At 68.1% G+C, this 15,339-nt stretch carries 17 protein-coding genes; 11 read left to right on the top strand and 6 right to left on the bottom strand.

The features are described from left to right. Both ACLN58_RS09150 and ACLN58_RS09155 read left to right on the top strand, forming a co-directional pair. Positions 1 to 996 (top strand): amidohydrolase family protein (locus tag ACLN58_RS09150; protein ID WP_415854945.1); only part of this gene is annotated, 996 nt, incomplete at its 5' end. 360 nt (positions 997 to 1,356) lie between these two features. Then, a complete protein-coding gene (locus ACLN58_RS09155) occupies positions 1,357 to 2,091 on the top strand; it encodes a polyprenol monophosphomannose synthase (RefSeq protein ID WP_415854946.1) in 735 nt (244 codons plus the stop codon). Between the two features lie 36 nt (positions 2,092 to 2,127). On the opposite strand, the gene ACLN58_RS09160 is transcribed toward ACLN58_RS09155, so the two are convergent. Continuing rightward, positions 2,128 to 2,613 carry a MarR family winged helix-turn-helix transcriptional regulator gene (locus ACLN58_RS09160; protein WP_415854947.1) on the bottom strand — a complete coding sequence of 162 codons (486 nt, stop codon included), beginning with the start codon at positions 2,611 to 2,613 and terminating at the stop codon, positions 2,128 to 2,130. A gap of 56 nt (positions 2,614 to 2,669) precedes the next feature. On the opposite strand from ACLN58_RS09160, the gene ACLN58_RS09165 reads away from it, so the two are divergent. From ACLN58_RS09165 to ACLN58_RS09180, 4 genes are all read left to right on the top strand, one after another. After that, positions 2,670 to 3,023: a DoxX family protein gene (locus ACLN58_RS09165; RefSeq protein WP_415854948.1), complete on the top strand. Its 354-nt coding sequence runs from the start codon at positions 2,670 to 2,672 to the stop codon at positions 3,021 to 3,023. 36 nt (positions 3,024 to 3,059) lie between these two features. Beyond that, the gene (locus ACLN58_RS09170) at positions 3,060 to 4,544 is read left to right on the top strand and encodes an MDR family MFS transporter (RefSeq protein WP_415854949.1); all 1,485 of its coding nucleotides are present in this window, start codon (positions 3,060 to 3,062) and stop codon (positions 4,542 to 4,544) included. An 11-nt stretch (positions 4,545 to 4,555) separates the two neighbouring features. Then, positions 4,556 to 5,236: an LUD domain-containing protein gene (locus ACLN58_RS09175; RefSeq protein WP_415854950.1), complete on the top strand. Its 681-nt coding sequence runs from the start codon at positions 4,556 to 4,558 to the stop codon at positions 5,234 to 5,236. 142 nt (positions 5,237 to 5,378) lie between these two features. After that, positions 5,379 to 6,023: a hypothetical protein gene (locus ACLN58_RS09180; protein ID WP_415854951.1), complete on the top strand. Its 645-nt coding sequence runs from the start codon at positions 5,379 to 5,381 to the stop codon at positions 6,021 to 6,023. Between the two features lie 165 nt (positions 6,024 to 6,188). Here ACLN58_RS09180 and ACLN58_RS09185 read toward each other — a convergent pair whose 3' ends face one another. Beyond that, positions 6,189 to 7,205, bottom strand: a complete 1,017-nt coding sequence (locus ACLN58_RS09185) for a LacI family DNA-binding transcriptional regulator (RefSeq protein WP_415854952.1) — start codon at positions 7,203 to 7,205, stop codon at positions 6,189 to 6,191. A gap of 232 nt (positions 7,206 to 7,437) precedes the next feature. Between ACLN58_RS09185 and ACLN58_RS09190 the strand changes: the two genes are divergently transcribed. The 5 genes from ACLN58_RS09190 to ACLN58_RS09210 are packed head-to-tail and all read left to right on the top strand — an operon-like array spanning position 7,438 to position 12,005. Further along, complete coding sequence (locus ACLN58_RS09190) at positions 7,438 to 8,499, top strand: extracellular solute-binding protein (RefSeq protein WP_415854953.1); 1,062 nt, start codon at positions 7,438 to 7,440, stop codon at positions 8,497 to 8,499. Next, positions 8,499 to 9,383, top strand: a complete 885-nt coding sequence (locus tag ACLN58_RS09195) for an ABC transporter permease subunit (RefSeq protein ID WP_415854954.1) — start codon at positions 8,499 to 8,501, stop codon at positions 9,381 to 9,383. Before ACLN58_RS09190 ends, ACLN58_RS09195 begins: the two co-directional genes overlap by 1 nt. Then, entirely contained in the window at positions 9,380 to 10,141 is a 762-nt protein-coding gene (locus ACLN58_RS09200) for an ABC transporter permease (RefSeq protein ID WP_415854955.1), read from the top strand. Before ACLN58_RS09195 ends, ACLN58_RS09200 begins: the two co-directional genes overlap by 4 nt. Continuing rightward, entirely contained in the window at positions 10,138 to 11,226 is a 1,089-nt protein-coding gene (locus ACLN58_RS09205) for an ABC transporter ATP-binding protein (RefSeq protein WP_415854956.1), read from the top strand. The genes ACLN58_RS09200 and ACLN58_RS09205 overlap by 4 nt, the downstream gene beginning before the upstream one ends. Beyond that, a complete protein-coding gene (locus ACLN58_RS09210) occupies positions 11,223 to 12,005 on the top strand; it encodes an MBL fold metallo-hydrolase (RefSeq protein ID WP_415854957.1) in 783 nt (260 codons plus the stop codon). Before ACLN58_RS09205 ends, ACLN58_RS09210 begins: the two co-directional genes overlap by 4 nt. 62 nt (positions 12,006 to 12,067) lie before the next feature. Here the strand turns inward: ACLN58_RS09210 and ACLN58_RS09215 are convergent, their stop codons facing one another. The 4 genes from ACLN58_RS09215 to ACLN58_RS09230 all read right to left on the bottom strand — a co-directional run. Next, positions 12,068 to 12,412 (bottom strand): RNA polymerase-binding protein RbpA, encoded by a 345-nt coding sequence (locus ACLN58_RS09215; RefSeq protein WP_415854958.1) that lies wholly within the window; start codon positions 12,410 to 12,412, stop codon positions 12,068 to 12,070. Positions 12,413 to 12,540: 128 nt separating this feature from the next. Next, entirely contained in the window at positions 12,541 to 13,656 is a 1,116-nt protein-coding gene (locus ACLN58_RS09220) for an SPFH domain-containing protein (RefSeq protein WP_415854959.1), read from the bottom strand. Positions 13,657 to 13,698: 42 nt separating this feature from the next. Further along, positions 13,699 to 14,163: an NfeD family protein gene (locus ACLN58_RS09225; protein WP_415854960.1), complete on the bottom strand. Its 465-nt coding sequence runs from the start codon at positions 14,161 to 14,163 to the stop codon at positions 13,699 to 13,701. Positions 14,164 to 14,265: 102 nt separating this feature from the next. Continuing rightward, positions 14,266 to 15,339, bottom strand: a 1,074-nt coding sequence (locus ACLN58_RS09230) for a PLP-dependent aminotransferase family protein (protein ID WP_415854961.1), incomplete at its 5' end; no start/stop codon positions are given.

Consider the following 15,339-nt stretch of genomic DNA (forward strand, 5'->3'; position numbering starts at 1 on the left):
ATCGCGGGCCTCGACGACCTTCGGCTCCTGCTGGGCGGCAGGGGAGCGGACGACGGCGCCGCCCTCCCCGAGGTCATGGCGTACTGGGGGCAGCTGGTCGGCTCCGCGGACGAGGCCCGCACCGTTCTCGATTCGCTTGGGGTGCCCGTGCTCGGTCTCGCGGGGGACCTCAACATCGACGGCTCGATCGGCTCGCACTCGGCGCTTCTCACCGCCGACTATGCCGACGCTCCCGGCCTGCGGGGAACCCCGTACCTCGACGCCGAACAGGTGGGGCGCCATCTCGCGGCGTGCTCGGAACTGCGCGTGCAGGGCGGATTTCACGTCATCGGCGACGGTGCCCTCGGGATCGCCCTCGAGGGCCTGCGGCGGGCTGGCGAACTCGCTGGGGCGTCAGCCGTCCGCGCGGCGGGCCACCGCCTCGAGCACGCCGAGATGGCCTCGCGGGAGGCCATCGCCGAGCTCGCGGCCCACGCGGTGACCGTGAGCGCTCAGCCCCTGTTTGAGGCCGCGTGGGGCGGCAGGGATGGGCTCTACGCCGAGCGGCTCGGCTCGCGCCACGAGGGCATGAATCCGTTCGCGAGCTACGCCGCGGCCGGCGTGCCGCTGTGCTTCGGCAGCGACGCCCCCGTGTGCGATCAGGACCCGTGGGCCAGCGTTGCGGCTTGCCTCAACCACTCGACGCCCAGCGAGCGGATCTCGGCCCGAGCGGCGTTCATCGGCCACACGCGCGCCGGCTGGCGGGCGACGCGGCACTCCGATCCGCTTATGGGCCAGCTCGTGCCGGGAGCGCCCGCGAGCTTCGCGATCTGGGAGGTCGACGAGCTCATGGTGCAGGTCGCGGACGAGCGCGTCCAGGCTTGGAGCACCGATCCCAGGGCGCGCACCCCACTCCTTCCCGCCCTCGACACCGAGAACCCGCCCCGTTGCCTTGCCACCGTTCACCGCGGCGCGAGCCTCTACAGCGCCGGAGGCCTGGCGGCGGTCCGGTCATAGAACATGTACGGCCGGACGGTTTTCCGGTCCGAAACGCCGGGCTGAGCAGGCAAAACACGTGTTTTCGCAGGTCAGGCACTGGTTGACAGGCTGTGTAGGGCACGTAGGATCGAATGTCATCGGGTTGCGCCGCTTGTGGGAAGCTTGCGGTCAACCCAGCCGCCATCGAGACCTCGGATGGCGGTACTGCCCTGGGGCAGGTCCACGTGTCAGTAGAAAACAGCCGGGGGACTGACCAGCTGCCAGCCCCGCGACTGGCCCGAAGGCGCGTGGGCCTGCCGGGGTGCTGGATATAATGGGCGATTGCGCCCTCCCGCGAGGGCGCCGCGACCGTGACCAGCCTCCGAAAGGGACGCCTGCGTGCGTATTCTGACGATCATTCCGACGTACAACGAGCTCGAGTCCCTGCCCAAAACGCTTGGACGCCTGCGCTCGGCGGTGCCGGCCTCCGACGTCCTCGTGGCGGACGACAACAGCCCCGACGGCACGGGCGAGCTCGCGGATCGGATCGCCGCCGAGGACCCCCAGGTCCACGTGATGCACCGCAAGGGCAAGGAAGGCCTCGGAGCGGCGTACATCGCGGGGTTCAAGTGGGCCCTCGAGCGCGACTACGACGTGATCGTCGAGATGGACGCAGACGGGTCCCACCAGCCCGAGCAGCTCCCGCGGCTCCTCGAGGCAGTCGAGCAGGGCGCCGACCTCGTGATTGGCTCGCGCTGGGTCCAGGGCGGCTCCGTGGTCAACTGGCCTTTTTACCGGCAGCTCATCTCCCGCACCGGAAGCACGTATTCGCGGATCATGCTTGGCCTCAAGGTCAAGGACATGACCGCCGGCTACCGTGCCTTCCGCCGCACGACGCTTGAGAAGCTCGATCTGGATGACGTCGATTCGGTGGGCTACGGCTTCCAGGTCGACCTCGCCTGGCGCGTGGACAAGATGGGCCTCAAGGTGGTCGAGGTCCCGGTGACTTTCGTCGAGCGCGAGCTCGGCTCCTCGAAGATGAGCGGCAACATCGTGATCGAGGCCATGGTCAACGTGACCAAGTGGGGCCTGACCGATCGCTGGAAGCAGCTCACGGGGCGCGGCCAGCGCTGACGCGAGGGGTCGTCTAACCCTCCCCGGAGGGGCCGATCAGCCGTCGGAGCCGGGGCCAGCCGCAGCCGAGACGCCGCGGCCGGTCCGGAGGTGTTGGGTCAGGCCGATGCAGGCCTCAAGGTCCAGGACGGAAACGACCGGAGCGTTTTCCAGCAGGGCCGGGATGACCTCTTCGCGTCTCCTGACTCCGGCGTCGGTGAGGACGAGCAGCCGCGCGCGCCGGTCCGCCGGATCTCTGGTCCTGACCAGGAGGCCAGACCTTTCCATCTGCTCGGCGAGGATCGTCACATGCGGCGGCTCGCAGGCGGTCGCCTCGGCCGCGGCGTTCATGCGCAAGGGGTGATCGAGAGCGAGGAGCAGCCGGACCTGCGGCCCGCTGAGCCCGAACTGGTCTCCGACCTCGTCGATGTGACGCCTCATCTCGATGGCCACCCGCAGGAGCTCGTCCAACGTCTGCAGCCTGCGCCCCTGCTCGTCCACGTCCTCACCCATCTTGTTCATCCAGTGAAGGAATAACTTCATTGAGTTAAGGGTTTTGTCGGTCGACATGTTCCCTTACCTCTCAAGGAGCCTTTCACATGAGCATCCTCACCATCATCGTCTCCCTGCTCCTCGGCGTCCTCTTCCTCGCCGCGGGAGTGCAGAAGATCCGCCGACAGCAGCCGGTGGCGGGCATTCTTGACGGGCTCGGGGTCGGGCCTTCGTTTCAGCGGACCATCGGCGTGCTTGAAGTCCTGGGCGGCGCGGGAGTCGCGCTAGGCCTGCTTCTGGAGCCGCTCGGCGTCGCCGCAGGAATCGGGCTGGCTCTGCTGATGATCGGCGCGCTGGCCTACCACCTCCGGGCGAGGGATGGCTTCGCGAAGTCCGCGGGACCTGTGGTCTTCTTCGTCGTCGCGGCCGCAGCCACGGCACTGCAGATCGCGGTGATCTGACGTGACGGAGCGCACCACTGGGGTGCTGGAGCAACCATGACTTCGATCGCGCGGAGCATCCCCTACAAGTGGCTCGTGGCGATAGCCGTCGCCATGGCCCTGTTCCTGGAAATCCTCGACATGACGGTGCTCAATACGGCGCTGCCGATCCTCGGCCGGTACTTCTCCTCAGGGACGAGCGAGCTGCAGTGGGTCGTGACGGCCTACCTCATCAGCCTCGCGGTCTTCATTCCCGCGTCCGGGTGGGTCGCGGACCGATTCGGAGACAAGCGCACCTTCGTCGCGGCGCTGGTCATCTATACCGCGGCCTCTCTGTGGGCCGGCCTGGTCGGGTCGATTCCGGAGCTGGTCGTCGCCCGGGCCGTCCAGGGCGTGGGCGGCGGACTGATTCTCCCCGTCGGCACGGCCATGCTGTTCCGGGCCTTTCCGCCCGAGGAGCGTGCGCGGGCGTCTGCGTTGCTGACCATTCCGACCACGCTGGCCCCGGCGCTTGGCCCGGTGCTCGGCGGTTGGCTGGCCGACGAAGTGTCCTGGCGCTGGATCTTCTTCCTCAAGCTGCCGATCGCGGCACTCGCTGTGGTCTACAGCGTGCTCGTGCTGAAGCCGGGTGAGCGGCGCGCAGCGGGCCGATTTGACCTGGCCGGGTTCCTCTCCGGAGGGGGCGGGCTTGCCTTCTTGCTGATCGGCCTTGAGAAGGGCGCGCGCGAAGGCTGGAACGTGGTCGCGCTGAGCACTGCCGCCCTCGGGCTTGCCCTAGGGGTCGTCTTCGTGCTGGTGGAGCGGCGGTCGCGCGCACCGATGATCGACCTCGGCCTGCTCCGGGACCGGATGTTCCGGCTCGGCAACGCCCTGCTTCTTCCGGCCGCTGGGGTGATGACTGGCGCCCTGTTCGTCGTGCCGCTGCTCGTCCAGACCCAGCTCGGACTGTCCGCGACACAGTCCGGCCTCGTCACCTCCTGGCAGGCCGTCGGGATGCTCGCTGGGCTGGTCATCGCGGACCGGGTATTCCAACGCATCGGACCGCGAAGCATGCTCATGGCCGGCTTCGCCCTCGTCATCGTGAGCCAGGCGATCCTCGCTGGTGTCGACTCCGCGGCGAGCGTTCCGTGGCTTGGGGCAGCCTTGGCCCTTCTGGGCTTCGGCGGAGCCCTGAGCTTGGTGCCGCTCAACGCGGCAACCTTCACCGGCATTTCGCTCGCGGACACGGGACGGGCGTCTGCGATCTTCTCGACCGCGCGCCAGCTCGCTAGCGCGGTGTCGGTAGCGCTCATGGCGACTCTGCTGGCGGCCAGCGCGTCGACCCGCCTCGGCTCGCTGGGAGCGGCCGCCACCGAGGCGGAGCGGGCCGCGGCCAGCTTCGGGGCCTTCCACGACGTGTTCTGGGCCAGCGCAGCGATAGGAGCCCTTGGCCTGCTGCTGACCCTCAGGGTTCGTGACGGCGACGCCGCCCCAAGCCGACGTGCGTCGTCGGGCGACCCCACTCGGACCGACCAACCGCAGCCAGAACCAACTTCACTCTAGGAGCAGAAATCATGCCTGAAACCACTGTCGACGTCGAGAACACCGAGGCCACCACGACCACGCCGCACGGGCTGGAGCTCGACCAGAGCTTCGAGACCCCCGCGGGGGAAGAGCGCGTCCAGCGGGCCGCCGCGGCCCTGCGCGGGAGGGGCTATGCGGTACACGTGGTCGACACCGCGGCCGAAGCCCGCACCCTCGTTGCCGAGATCCTGCCCACCGACAAGTCCGTCTTCACGTCCTCGAGCGAGACGCTGCGGATCAGTGGCATCGACGCGGACATCAACGATTCCGGGAAGTACAACGCCGTCCGCCCGACGCTCGCGGCCCTCCGCGAGGCCGGGCGGTTCGACGAGATGAGGGTCGCTGGGGCGGCGCCGGACTACGTTGTGGGAAGCATCCACGCCGTGACCGAGTCGGGCCAGATACTCGCCGCGTCGGGGAGCGGCAGCCAGCTCAGCCACTACAGCTACTCCGCTGGGAAGGCCATCTGGGTGGTCGGGACGCAGAAGATCGTCTCCGACCTCGAGACGGCCCTGCGCCGTATCGAGACCTACGCCTACCCGATGGAAGACGAGCGATTCCGCCACACGGTCGGCATGCCCGCGACCTTGGCCAAGATCCTCATCATCAACGGTGAGCTTTTCCCCAACCGAGGAACCGTCGTCCTGGTCCGCGAACCGATCGGATTCTGACCCGCGCAGCCCCGGCCGGGTGCGGTGCGAAATTCGCATCGCGCCCGGCCGCTGCCCGCTATGATGGGCGACGAGTTGTGCAGGCGGGCGAACTGGCTCGGTCACGAAGAGGATCCCGCCGCTCTTTCGCTGGAGGATTGCGATGTCCGATATCCACGAGAGCGCCGACGCGCTCGCCAACCAGCTCGCCCGCGGGATCGATCCCGATCCGGCGCTAGGCGATTCCCAGGCTCTCGAGGCGAGCCGCGCCCGCGACGCCGAGGAGCCAGGGCGTCTCGACGCGAGCTGCGTTCGCGCTGTGTATGAAGCCATCGCCGAGGCCGGGATGACGAATGACGTCGCCGGCGACGTTGTGGCTTTGCGCTCGGTGCGCAAAGGGGCAACTGCAGCGGCGGATGCCGCCCGGGTTGCCGATGAGATCGGAGCCGGCGCCGGCCAGGCGCTCCGCTCGGCGGCGCGCGCTTGGCTGCCGTTCGCGGTAGGCGATGAAGGCTCCGCGTGGAGGCTTGGGCTGCGCGCCTTCAGCGAGGTCTGCGACGCCGCCGAGCAGTCCGACCAGGCGGTGGTCGTGCGCGGCATCGCGGCGGCAGCGGACGCCGTGGACGGCAACGCTACGGCGACGGCGGCGGATTTCCGCTCCTTCTCTGCCGAGCTCGGCGCGCGCGTGGACGCGGGAGACACGCTCGGGGCCGCGTGGCGGGCCGCGGCCTCACAGTCGCGCGCCGAGGGTGCCGAGATGGTGTTTCAGCTGGTCGTCGACGCGGTCGCTGGCGTGCTCGCCGACTGAGCCGAGAACGTGGCCACGTCAACTGTTCGAACAGCCACCGTCGGGCCAGGCTCCGGCAGATTGCGGGCATCGCGGCGGTTTCAGGGAGGCTTCGAAGGTCCAGCGAAGGTCCAGCGAAGGTCCAGCGAAGGTCCGGCGAAGGTCCGGCGAAGGCCCAGCGAAGGCCTAGCGAAGGGCGGCGACTGACCCGCGCGTCACGAGGTGGACGGGGAGGCGAAGGTCATTCTGGCCGGGCGTCGATTCGAGCAGCATCGACATGACTTCGACCCCGAGCCGCTCCTGGTCAAATGCGATGGTGGTGAGGCCCGGCTCGAGAAGTGCGGATGTCGCCAGGTCGTCATGGCCGATGACGCTGAGTTCGTCTCCGACGACAACGCCTCGTGAGCGGGCCGCGTCATAGATCGCCGCGCCGAGATAGTCCGAGTTGACTATCAAGCCGGGGACACGAGTCCTGTCGATGATCTGGGCGGTCGCCTGCATGACGCTGTCATGATCGAGCGAACAGCGCACGATGCTCCCTCGGATTTCCCACTCTTCGCAAAGCCTGAGGAACTCCTCTTGGCGACCCCAGTCGGCTGCGAGGTCGATGGGAGCTGCGATGAGGAACACCTCGCGGTGTCCGCGCTCGCGCAGGTGCCCCAAAGCGAGCTCGACGGCATGGTGATCGTCGGGCCCGGCCGTGGGCACGCGTGCCGAACCGACGAGATCGGCAGGATCCGGAGTTCGGTTGAATGCGACGATGGGGAGCCTCTCATGGGCGGCGGCCCACTCGCCGAGCCTTCCGTTCCGTCCGATGGGCGCAATGGCGATACCTCCGACGCCTTCGGACGTGAGCCGCCGCAGTGCAGCCGCCTCTCGATTCGGGTCGTATCCGGAGTTGACGATCAGCAGTGATGCGCCGTCTTGATCAGCACGCGTTTCCATGCCGCGCAGGACGTTGAGAAAGAACGGATTCCGCATGTTGCGGATGATGACCCCGTAGACACTCGAGACGCCCGTACGGAGGCTGCGGGCGCGGGCGTCGACTTGGTAATCGAGCTCTCGGGCAGCCGTGAGGACCCGTTCGATCGTCTCGGCCGCGACCCGACCGGTTCCGTTGAGCGCATAGCTCGCGAGGGCAGCCGACACTCCGGCGCGCAGGGCAACGTCGCGCAACGTGGCTCGCGGGGCTCGTGGGGCCATGGGTGTCCTTTCGGCGAATGGAGTGGTCAGCTCGCGCTGCGGTGTTCGTTCAAGTATCGGTCCGACGGTCGGCCGGACACGTCAGGAGGGGCGCGGGGGAGGGGCGTTCACCCGGAATTTGGATTCTCTGCGGTTGGTGTTCAGCGCGACGAACGCCTGAGGTCAACACCGTGCTGAATGGTTTAAGCATCGGCTCGGCCGGTAACTGCACTCGCACCTACCAGGGGAGATCATGAAAACTTGGCTTCGCGCGTCCACCGCGTTCCTCGCCTTACTCGCCACGACAACAGCGCTCTCGGCATGCGGCAACGTCGCGGCTCCTTCGGACGCGACAAGCTCGCGGCCAACGGGTTCTGGGGACTCGATCGTCATCACCTACAACTCGCCCGCCCAATGGGGGAACTTCGGAGAGGTGCTGCCGGCCTTCACCCAGAAGACGGGCATCAATGCCCCCAACGACCCGAAGAATTCCGGCCAGGCGTTGGCCGCACTGCAGGCCGAGAAGGGGTCGCCGGTCGCAGACGTCGCGTACGCGGGCATAGCCTTCGCCGGCCAGCTTGCAGGCGCCGACGTCCTTCAAAAGTATGTCCCAGCTGGCGCGCAGGACGTTCCGTCGGATCTGCGTGACCCCGCCGGACTGTGGTCAACCGTCCACACCGGAACGGTGGCCTTCATCGTCAACAAGGACCATCTCGGCGGGGCCCCGGTGCCGACCGGCTGGCGCGATCTCCTCGACCCGAAGTACAAGGGGAAGGTGGGATACCTCGATCCCACTCAGGCCGCCGTCGGGTATTCCGTGGCCACCGCGGCGAATCTTGCCCTCGGGGGAACGCTTGACAACTGGACGCCTGGACTCGACTACCTCAAGGCGCTCAAGGCCAACGGTGCGTCCACGTCCGCCCAGACGGCAACGGCGAAGGTGGCGCAGGGCGAGATCCCGATTCTCATCGACACGGATTTCAACGGCTACAAGCTCCGGGACACCGGCGCGAACGTCGCGGTGGTGATCCCCCAGGAGGGCTCCCTTCAGATCCCTTACGTTGTGGGCCTGGTTGCGGGCGCACCACACCAGGCCAACGGCCAGGCTCTTCTCGACTTCTACTTCTCGAAGGAAGGCCAGGCTCTGTTTGCCAAGGGATACATGCGGCCGGTGATCGGCAGCGTCCCGCCGGAAATCGCCGCCAAGGTCCTGCCCGACTCTGACTACCAGCGCGCCGCCACGGTCGACTACGGCAAGCAGGGCAAGGTGCAGCAGGACTTCATCAAGCTCTACCAGGACAAGGTCGGCTTCTAGTGTCGAAGGCTTCGCTCTCGGGCTGGCGCGGTGCCCGCACGGGCACTGCGCTGGCCGGGCACTTCGCTCTTCTTGTCGCGCTCGCGCCGATCCTCATGTTCAGCGCGTACCCGGTCTGCGCACTCGTCGCCAACTCCGTCGGACTGGGTGCCGTGCGTTCGGGCGGCGGATTCACCTTTGAGCACTACCAACGAGCCTTGGCGTCCGGGACGATCCACACCGCGCTCGGAAATTCCGTGCTGATCTCGCTGGGCAGCGTCGTGATTAGCCTCGCGGTGGTGCTGCCGATCGTGCTGCCTCGCACTAGGAGCCAGCAAGGCCTGCCACGAGGCGCGGGAACCGCTTTCGAACAAACAGTACTGACTCTCCCCATCGGCTTGCCCGGGATCATCATTGGATTCTTTGCCATCGTCCTCGTGGGGCGCACGGGTCTGCTCGCGCTCGTCTGGGACGGCTTGTCGGGGTTCGCCTATGTCTTCGCCGGAATGCTCATTGCGTATGTCTACTTCAGCCTTCCGCGGGTTCTTGGACCGCTGCGCGGCGCGGCGGCCGCTCTCGATCCGGCGCTCGCGGAATGTGCCGAGACCCTCGGTGCGTCACGATCACGTGTGTTCGTGACGGTGACGCTTCCCATCCTGTTGCCTTCGATCATCGAGGCCTGCGCGACCGCCAATGCTGTAGCGCTCGGCGGCTATGGCACCGTCGCCACTCTTTCGGCTGGAGTCCGGCTCCTCCCCTTGAACGTAGTCAACGAACTCACGACGGGCTTCAGGCTTGCCGATTCATCTGCTCTCGCCGTGCTCCTGGCGGTCGTCGCCGTCTTCTCGATCGTGTTCGGCCGGGTCCTTGCGCACTTCTCGAAATGGGCGGTGAGCCGGGCGTGAACAAGATGGTTCGCTTTGCGGTCGGGGCGTTCATTCTCCTTCCCATCCTGGGAACCGCACTCGCCGCGACAAGCGTTGACTTCTCGCACGGCCCGTGGGGCGGCGGTGCCACCTTGGACTGGCTCCGCTATGCGTGGGCACCACTCGCCCCCGCTGTGGCGCGCAGTATGGCCGTGGCCGCCCTCGTCGTCGTTCTCAATCTGACCCTCGGGGGCGTCATCGCGTGGTGGATCGCCCGGACCGCTTCACCTGTGACCCGCGTTGTGGGGTACCTCGTCAACGTTCCGCTTGCAGTCCCCGGGATCGCACTCAGCGTGGCGCTCGTCGGGACGTTCCCCGCCCTCAGGCCGAGCGGGTTCCTTCTCGTCATGGCGCATGTGGTGCTGACCTTGCCCTTCACGCTTGCTGCCCTGGTCCCGGTGCTGAGCGATGACGGCCTCAAGGCGGCAGAGGAGGTCGCCGCGAGTCTCGGGGCCCGGTCCGTTCACGTCGTGCGGACGATCACCGCTCCCGCTTGTGCACTCGCGACGGCCCAGGCTGCCTCGATGGTGTTCGCGCTCTCATTCGGTGAGTTCAATATCAGTTTCTTCGTGAACGCCCCTGCCGCGCCCACCGTTCCGTTCGCGCTCTTCGATTCCTATTCGACCGGGCGCCTCGAGCTCGCCTCGGCGCAGACCATGATCTTCATCGCCTTCATCATTCCCGTCCTGATGGCGATCGTCTCGATCCAACGGCGGGCTAGGAGGAATGACTCGTGACGGTATCGCCCCATAAATCCGCACAGCACGCCGGGTTGATCGTCGACAACGCAACCGTCAGGTACGGAGAAACTATCGCTGCCCAGGAAGTGGCCCTCGACGTGGCCCCGGGCGAGACGGTCGCACTGGTCGGCCCCTCGGGGTGCGGCAAGAGCACGACGCTGCGTGCGGTCGCCGGCCTCGTTCCCGTCAGCGAGGGTCGGATCATGATTCGAGACCGAGAGGTCACGCGCGAGCGCTCTGCATCGCGGGGCGTCGGCCTCGTTCCCCAGAACTATGCCTTGTTTCCACACATGAGCGTCGCGGCCAATATTGCCTACGGGATGCGGGCTCGCGGGGTGCCTTCTCAGAAGCGCCAACGCGCGGTGGCGGACCTCCTCGAACTCACCTCGCTGACCTCCCTCGCGAACCGGCAGCCGGCCCAGCTCTCCGGAGGGCAGCGCCAGCGAGTCGCCCTCGCTCGGGCCTTGGCCGTCGAGCCGAGCGTGCTGCTTTTGGACGAGCCCATGGCCGCCCTTGACCCCCAGCTGCGCGGTGGGCTGAGGCGCGAGCTCGGGGCACTCCTTGCGGCGACAGACAGCGCGACCCTTCTCGTCACCCACGATCAGGAAGAGGCCCTCGCCCTGGGCCGTCGAATTGCGGTATTGCGGGCGGGCACGGTGGTTCAGTTCGGGCCGGCCCGTGAGCTATGGGAAGACCCGGTGGACGCCTTTGTCGCCGATTTCCTCTCGCAGTCGCTCCTCCTCGACGCCCGAATCGAGAATGGCTGCGCACTTCTTCTCGGAGGACGGTGGCGCGTGCCTCTGTCCAGCCTGAGGCGGCGGCAGTCGGTTCATGAAGGCACGCGGGTCCTCCTGCGACCCGAGTCGCTCATGGTCGTGGCGGAGCCGCTGGCCGACGACGGCGGGTCCGTCCTCGATGTTGACGTGCTCCACACAGAGTTCGTGGGCGACGCGATGCACGTGTCTCTTCGGGCCGGAGACCTCGTTCTCATGGCCCGTGTACCGGCGGGGGCGCGCCTTGGCCCGCACCTCCGGATCGCCGTGAGGCCCAGGCTGGCCGACCTCTTGGTCGGTGCGCCGTGACGCCACAGTGCGAGGTAGTCGGCAGCTGCGCGACGGCGCCCACAGCAGCGGGCTCGGCGTCCTCCTACCTCGTGCGCGGTGACACCGGATTCGTCTTGGTCGACGCCGGGCCTGGTTCGCTGCTCGCCTACCTCCAGGCCGGTCACGATCTCGCTGAACTCCGTGCCATCGTAGTCACCCACCTGCACGCCGATCACAGTCTGGATCTGATGGCGTGGGCCTATAGGTGGACGTTTCCGGAGGTGCTGCCGGAAATCCCCTTGTTCGTCCCCGCACCGGAAATACGCCGGCTGAAGCAGTTCGACGCACTGTTCGGAATTCCGACGCTGCCGACCATGAAGAGCCCGATCTTCCAGTCGTGGAGTGTCCACGGCCTGCCGCAGGATGGCACAACGTGGCATGAGGTCGACGGGCTTCGATTCCTTTCGTACGCCGCCCACCACAGCGTTCCCTCGGCTGCACTCAGGTTCGAAGCCAACGGCGGAGGGGTGCTCGCGTTCTCCTCGGACACGGGTTACTGCGAGGCGGTCGTTGAGGCCGCGCGCGGCGCCGACGTCTTTGTGTGCGAGGCGACCTATCTGGAAGCCGACTCCGATGCGCTCACCGGCCATGGACACCTCACGGCGCGGCTTGCGGGCCAGCTCGCCACCGAGGCGGGAGTCCGGCAACTTGTCGTGACGCATCTGTCAGATCCCGCGATGGGGCCGCAGGCGCTGGTCGACGCCGCCGAAAGCTTTCGCGGCCCGATTCATCTGGCCGCACCCGGTCTCACGGTGTGAAAGTGCAAGAAGGGCGGGAACCGTGAGGTTCCCGCCCTTCTCAGTCTGTGGCCGCGTAAGGCCTAGCCCGCGCGCTCGCCGCGCTTCTCGCGCAGGAGCGCGAGTCGATCCTCGAGGATATGCTCGAGCTCGGGGATGCTGCGGCGCTCCAGGAGCATGTCCCAGTGCGTGCGCACGGCCTTCTCGTTGCCCTCGGACGGACGCTCGCCGTCCACAAGGAAGGCTTCCTTGCCCGTCTTCGACGTCCAGACGGGAGGGATCTCCGCCTCGGAGGAGAACGTCACGAAGACCTGCTCGCCGTCCTCGCAGCGGTACTCGACGCGCTGGCGCGGCGCCGGCTCGACGCCCGCCTCGCTTTCCATGGACTGTGCACCCAAGCGCATGCCGCGCAGGCTGCGGTCGCTCATATCTACTCCCTCACGTTCTGCGGTCCGGACCCCAGGATCCGACGCACATCTCAACGCCCGCGGACGCTCGCGTGTTCCCGGGCGGACTTCCCATTATAAGCGCCCACGCGGGCGCCGCGGCTGGTCGGTCAGGCAGGCGCGTCGTCGGGGCCACCGCGGCGCGTGTGGCGCTCGAGGATTCCCTGCGCCTCCGCGTCGAGCTCCGACGGCCTGCCGGCCTCCTCCTCGAAGGCCCGGGCGTCGTCCTCGAGGCTGTCCGGGTTCGAGGAAGCCTCGGCGACGAGCTCGCCCGAGGGGGCCACGCCGTCGTCCGTGTGCTGAGGCGCGGCAGGAGCGCCGCCGCCGGACGCGGCGAACGCCTGGCCCGCTGTGCCGAGGACGCTGCCGATGCCCTTGAGCGCCTCTCCGACCTCGCTGGGGATGATCCAGAGCTTGTTGGAGTTGCCCTCGGCGATCTTGGGGAGCGTCTGGAGGTACTGGTAGGCGAGGAGCTTGTTGTCGGGGTTGCCGCGGTGGATCGCGTCAAAGACCTTCTGGATGGCCTGCGACTCGCCGTCGGCCTTGAGCACGGCGGCCTTCGCCTGGCCTTCGGCCTTGAGGATCTGCGACTGCCGTTCGCCCTCGGCCGTGAGGATGGCCGACTGCTTGGTGCCTTCCGCGGTGAGGATCGCGGCGCGCCGATCACGCTCGGCACGCATCTGCTTCTCCATCGAATCCTGAATCGAGTGGGGCGGCTCGATCGCCTTGAGCTCAACGCGTGAGACGCGCAGGCCCCAGCGCCCGGTCGCCTCGTCGAGGACGCCGCGCAGCTGGCCGTTGATCTGGTCGCGCGAGGTGAGCGCCTCTTCGAGGTTGAGCCCGCCGACCACGTTGCGGAGGGTCGTGATGGTGAGCTGCTCGACGGCCTGGATGTAGTTGGCGATCTCGTACGTCGCGGCGCGCGGATCGGTGACCTGGAAGTACACGACCGTGTCGATGGACACGACGAGGTTGTCCGAGGTGATGACCGGCTGAGGCGGGAAGGAGACCACCTGCTCTCGGAGATCGAGAAGCGGCAGGAGCCGGTCGACGAACGGGATGAGCAGCGTGAGCCCCGGGCTCAGCGTGCGCTGGTACTTCCCGAGGCGTTCGACGACGCCCGCGCGGGCCTGCGGGATGATCCGCACCGACCGAACGAGGACGGTCATGACGAACAGGATCAGCGCGATGACGACGACGAGGAGGAGAACTCCACCTACATCCATGATTACCCCCTGGTGTGATTGCGGCGGCCTCTGGATGGGCCGTCAGCTCCGATATGGTGAGGTCTCGCCGCTGGGGGCGACGACGGCCGTTGCTCCATCGATGGCGACGACTTGGACCACGTCCCCCGGAAGGAACTCGCCGCGCTCGGCGCGAGCCGTCCAGACGTCGCCTCCGATCTTCACGAGGCCCTTGCTGCTGTCGACCGGTTCGACGACCGTGGCCCGTGCACCCACGAGCCGATCGACGTTGGTGCGGACGTCCTCGATGCCCCGGCGCATATAGCGCATCGCGACGGGACGGACGAAGGCGACCATGCCAACCGAGACAAGGGCGAACACGAGGCCCTGAAGCCACGCGGGGCCGCCGAGGAGAGCGGCGACGAAGGCCGCGAGGGCCCCGCCGCTGAGCATGGCGAAAACGAGGCTCAAGCTGACCATCTCGATCCCGCCGAGAACGAGGGCCAGAACGAGCCACAGCATCCACGCGTTATGTGCGATCCAGTCCATTTTCTGGCCCTCCAACCCCCATTCTTTCCACTACCCTAGCCCAGCGGAACCCCGCGTGGGGGAGCCTGTGGACAACATGTTGGCGCAGCGTGCTGTGCCCCGTCAGACTGCGACGAGCGGCTCCGTGAGCGGCCCGCTCGCGTGCCGGTCGGCGGCTCGTCGGAGCGCGCGAACCGCCGCCCGGATAGCGTCCGGGGTGTCCGTGAACGGCAGCCTCAGCCGCCCCTCGAACGCACCGTGGAGCCCGAAGCGCGGCCCGGCCGTGAGGGCGAGGCCCTCCTCCCGGGCTCCGAGGACGAGCTCGGACGACGACCAGGGCGAGCAGTCCAACCACACGGCCAGGCCGCCGTCGGGATCCGGAACGGTCCATTGCGGGAAGTCCTCCGCGAGCGCCCCCCGAAGCGCCGCGAGGCCTGCGCCGAGCCGCACGCGCCGCTCGGCCACAAGCTCATGTTCGCGCGCGAGGAGCTCCACCGCGACGAGCTGCTCGAAGACCGGGGTGCCGAGGTCCAGGCTCGTGCGCGACTGAGCCACGCGGGACACGAGCGATCGGCTCGCGCGGATCCACCCGACGCGGAGCCCGCCCCACGCGAGCTTGCCGAGCCCGCCGACCGTGACGACGGCGGGGGAGAACCCAGCAAGCGGCCGCCGCGGCCCGCGGCGGAGATCGAGCCACATCGTGGTCTCGTCGGCAACGAGGACGGTCCCGTGGCGGTCGGCCGCGCGCGTGAGGCGCTCGCGTTCGTCCTCGCGGAGGCTCGCCCCGGTCGGGTTCTGGAAGTCGGGCATGACGTAGCCGAGCGCGGGCCCGACGTCCCGCAGAGCCGCCTCAGCCTCGGCCAGGTCCCAGCCGCCCTCGACGTCCACGGGGACCGGCACGGGCCGCGCCCTGACGGCCTGCAGGGCGTCGATCGCGTGGGGGTACGTGGGCTGCTCGATGAGGGCCCGGTCTCCCGGCGCGACCAGGACCCGGCTCAGGAGGGCGATCGCGTGCTGGGCGCCCGACGTCACGAGGATCTGCTCCGGGTCCGTCGGGACGCCGCGCCGCTCGAAGTGCCGGGCGACCGCCTCGCGGAGGGCCGGGTGGCCCGTGATCTCGTAGCCCGAACGCGAGAGCTCCGGGCCGAGCAGCGTGGTGGCAGCCGCGTAGCATGCCGCGACGGGACCGGCGGCGGG

It is taken from the genome of Sinomonas sp. G460-2, assembly GCF_047759905.1.
Taxonomy (GTDB): domain Bacteria; phylum Actinomycetota; class Actinomycetes; order Actinomycetales; family Micrococcaceae; genus Sinomonas.

Bases quoted from the DNA above. Each gene is read 5' to 3' on its own strand.
- ACLN58_RS09160 (WP_415854947.1), bottom strand. From the start codon at position 2,613: ATGAAGTTATTCCTTCACTGGATGAACAAGATGGGTGAGGACGTGGAC.
- ACLN58_RS09165 (WP_415854948.1), top strand. From the start codon at position 2,670: ATGAGCATCCTCACCATCATCGTCTCCCTGCTCCTCGGCGTCCTCTTC.
- ACLN58_RS09170 (WP_415854949.1), top strand. From the start codon at position 3,060: ATGACTTCGATCGCGCGGAGCATCCCCTACAAGTGGCTCGTGGCGATA.
- ACLN58_RS09175 (WP_415854950.1), top strand. From the start codon at position 4,556: ATGCCTGAAACCACTGTCGACGTCGAGAACACCGAGGCCACCACGACC.
- ACLN58_RS09180 (WP_415854951.1), top strand. From the start codon at position 5,379: ATGTCCGATATCCACGAGAGCGCCGACGCGCTCGCCAACCAGCTCGCC.
- ACLN58_RS09185 (WP_415854952.1), bottom strand. From the start codon at position 7,205: ATGGCCCCACGAGCCCCGCGAGCCACGTTGCGCGACGTTGCCCTGCGC.
- ACLN58_RS09190 (WP_415854953.1), top strand. From the start codon at position 7,438: ATGAAAACTTGGCTTCGCGCGTCCACCGCGTTCCTCGCCTTACTCGCC.
- ACLN58_RS09215 (WP_415854958.1), bottom strand. From the start codon at position 12,412: ATGAGCGACCGCAGCCTGCGCGGCATGCGCTTGGGTGCACAGTCCATG.
- ACLN58_RS09220 (WP_415854959.1), bottom strand. From the start codon at position 13,656: ATGGATGTAGGTGGAGTTCTCCTCCTCGTCGTCGTCATCGCGCTGATC.
- ACLN58_RS09225 (WP_415854960.1), bottom strand. From the start codon at position 14,163: ATGGACTGGATCGCACATAACGCGTGGATGCTGTGGCTCGTTCTGGCC.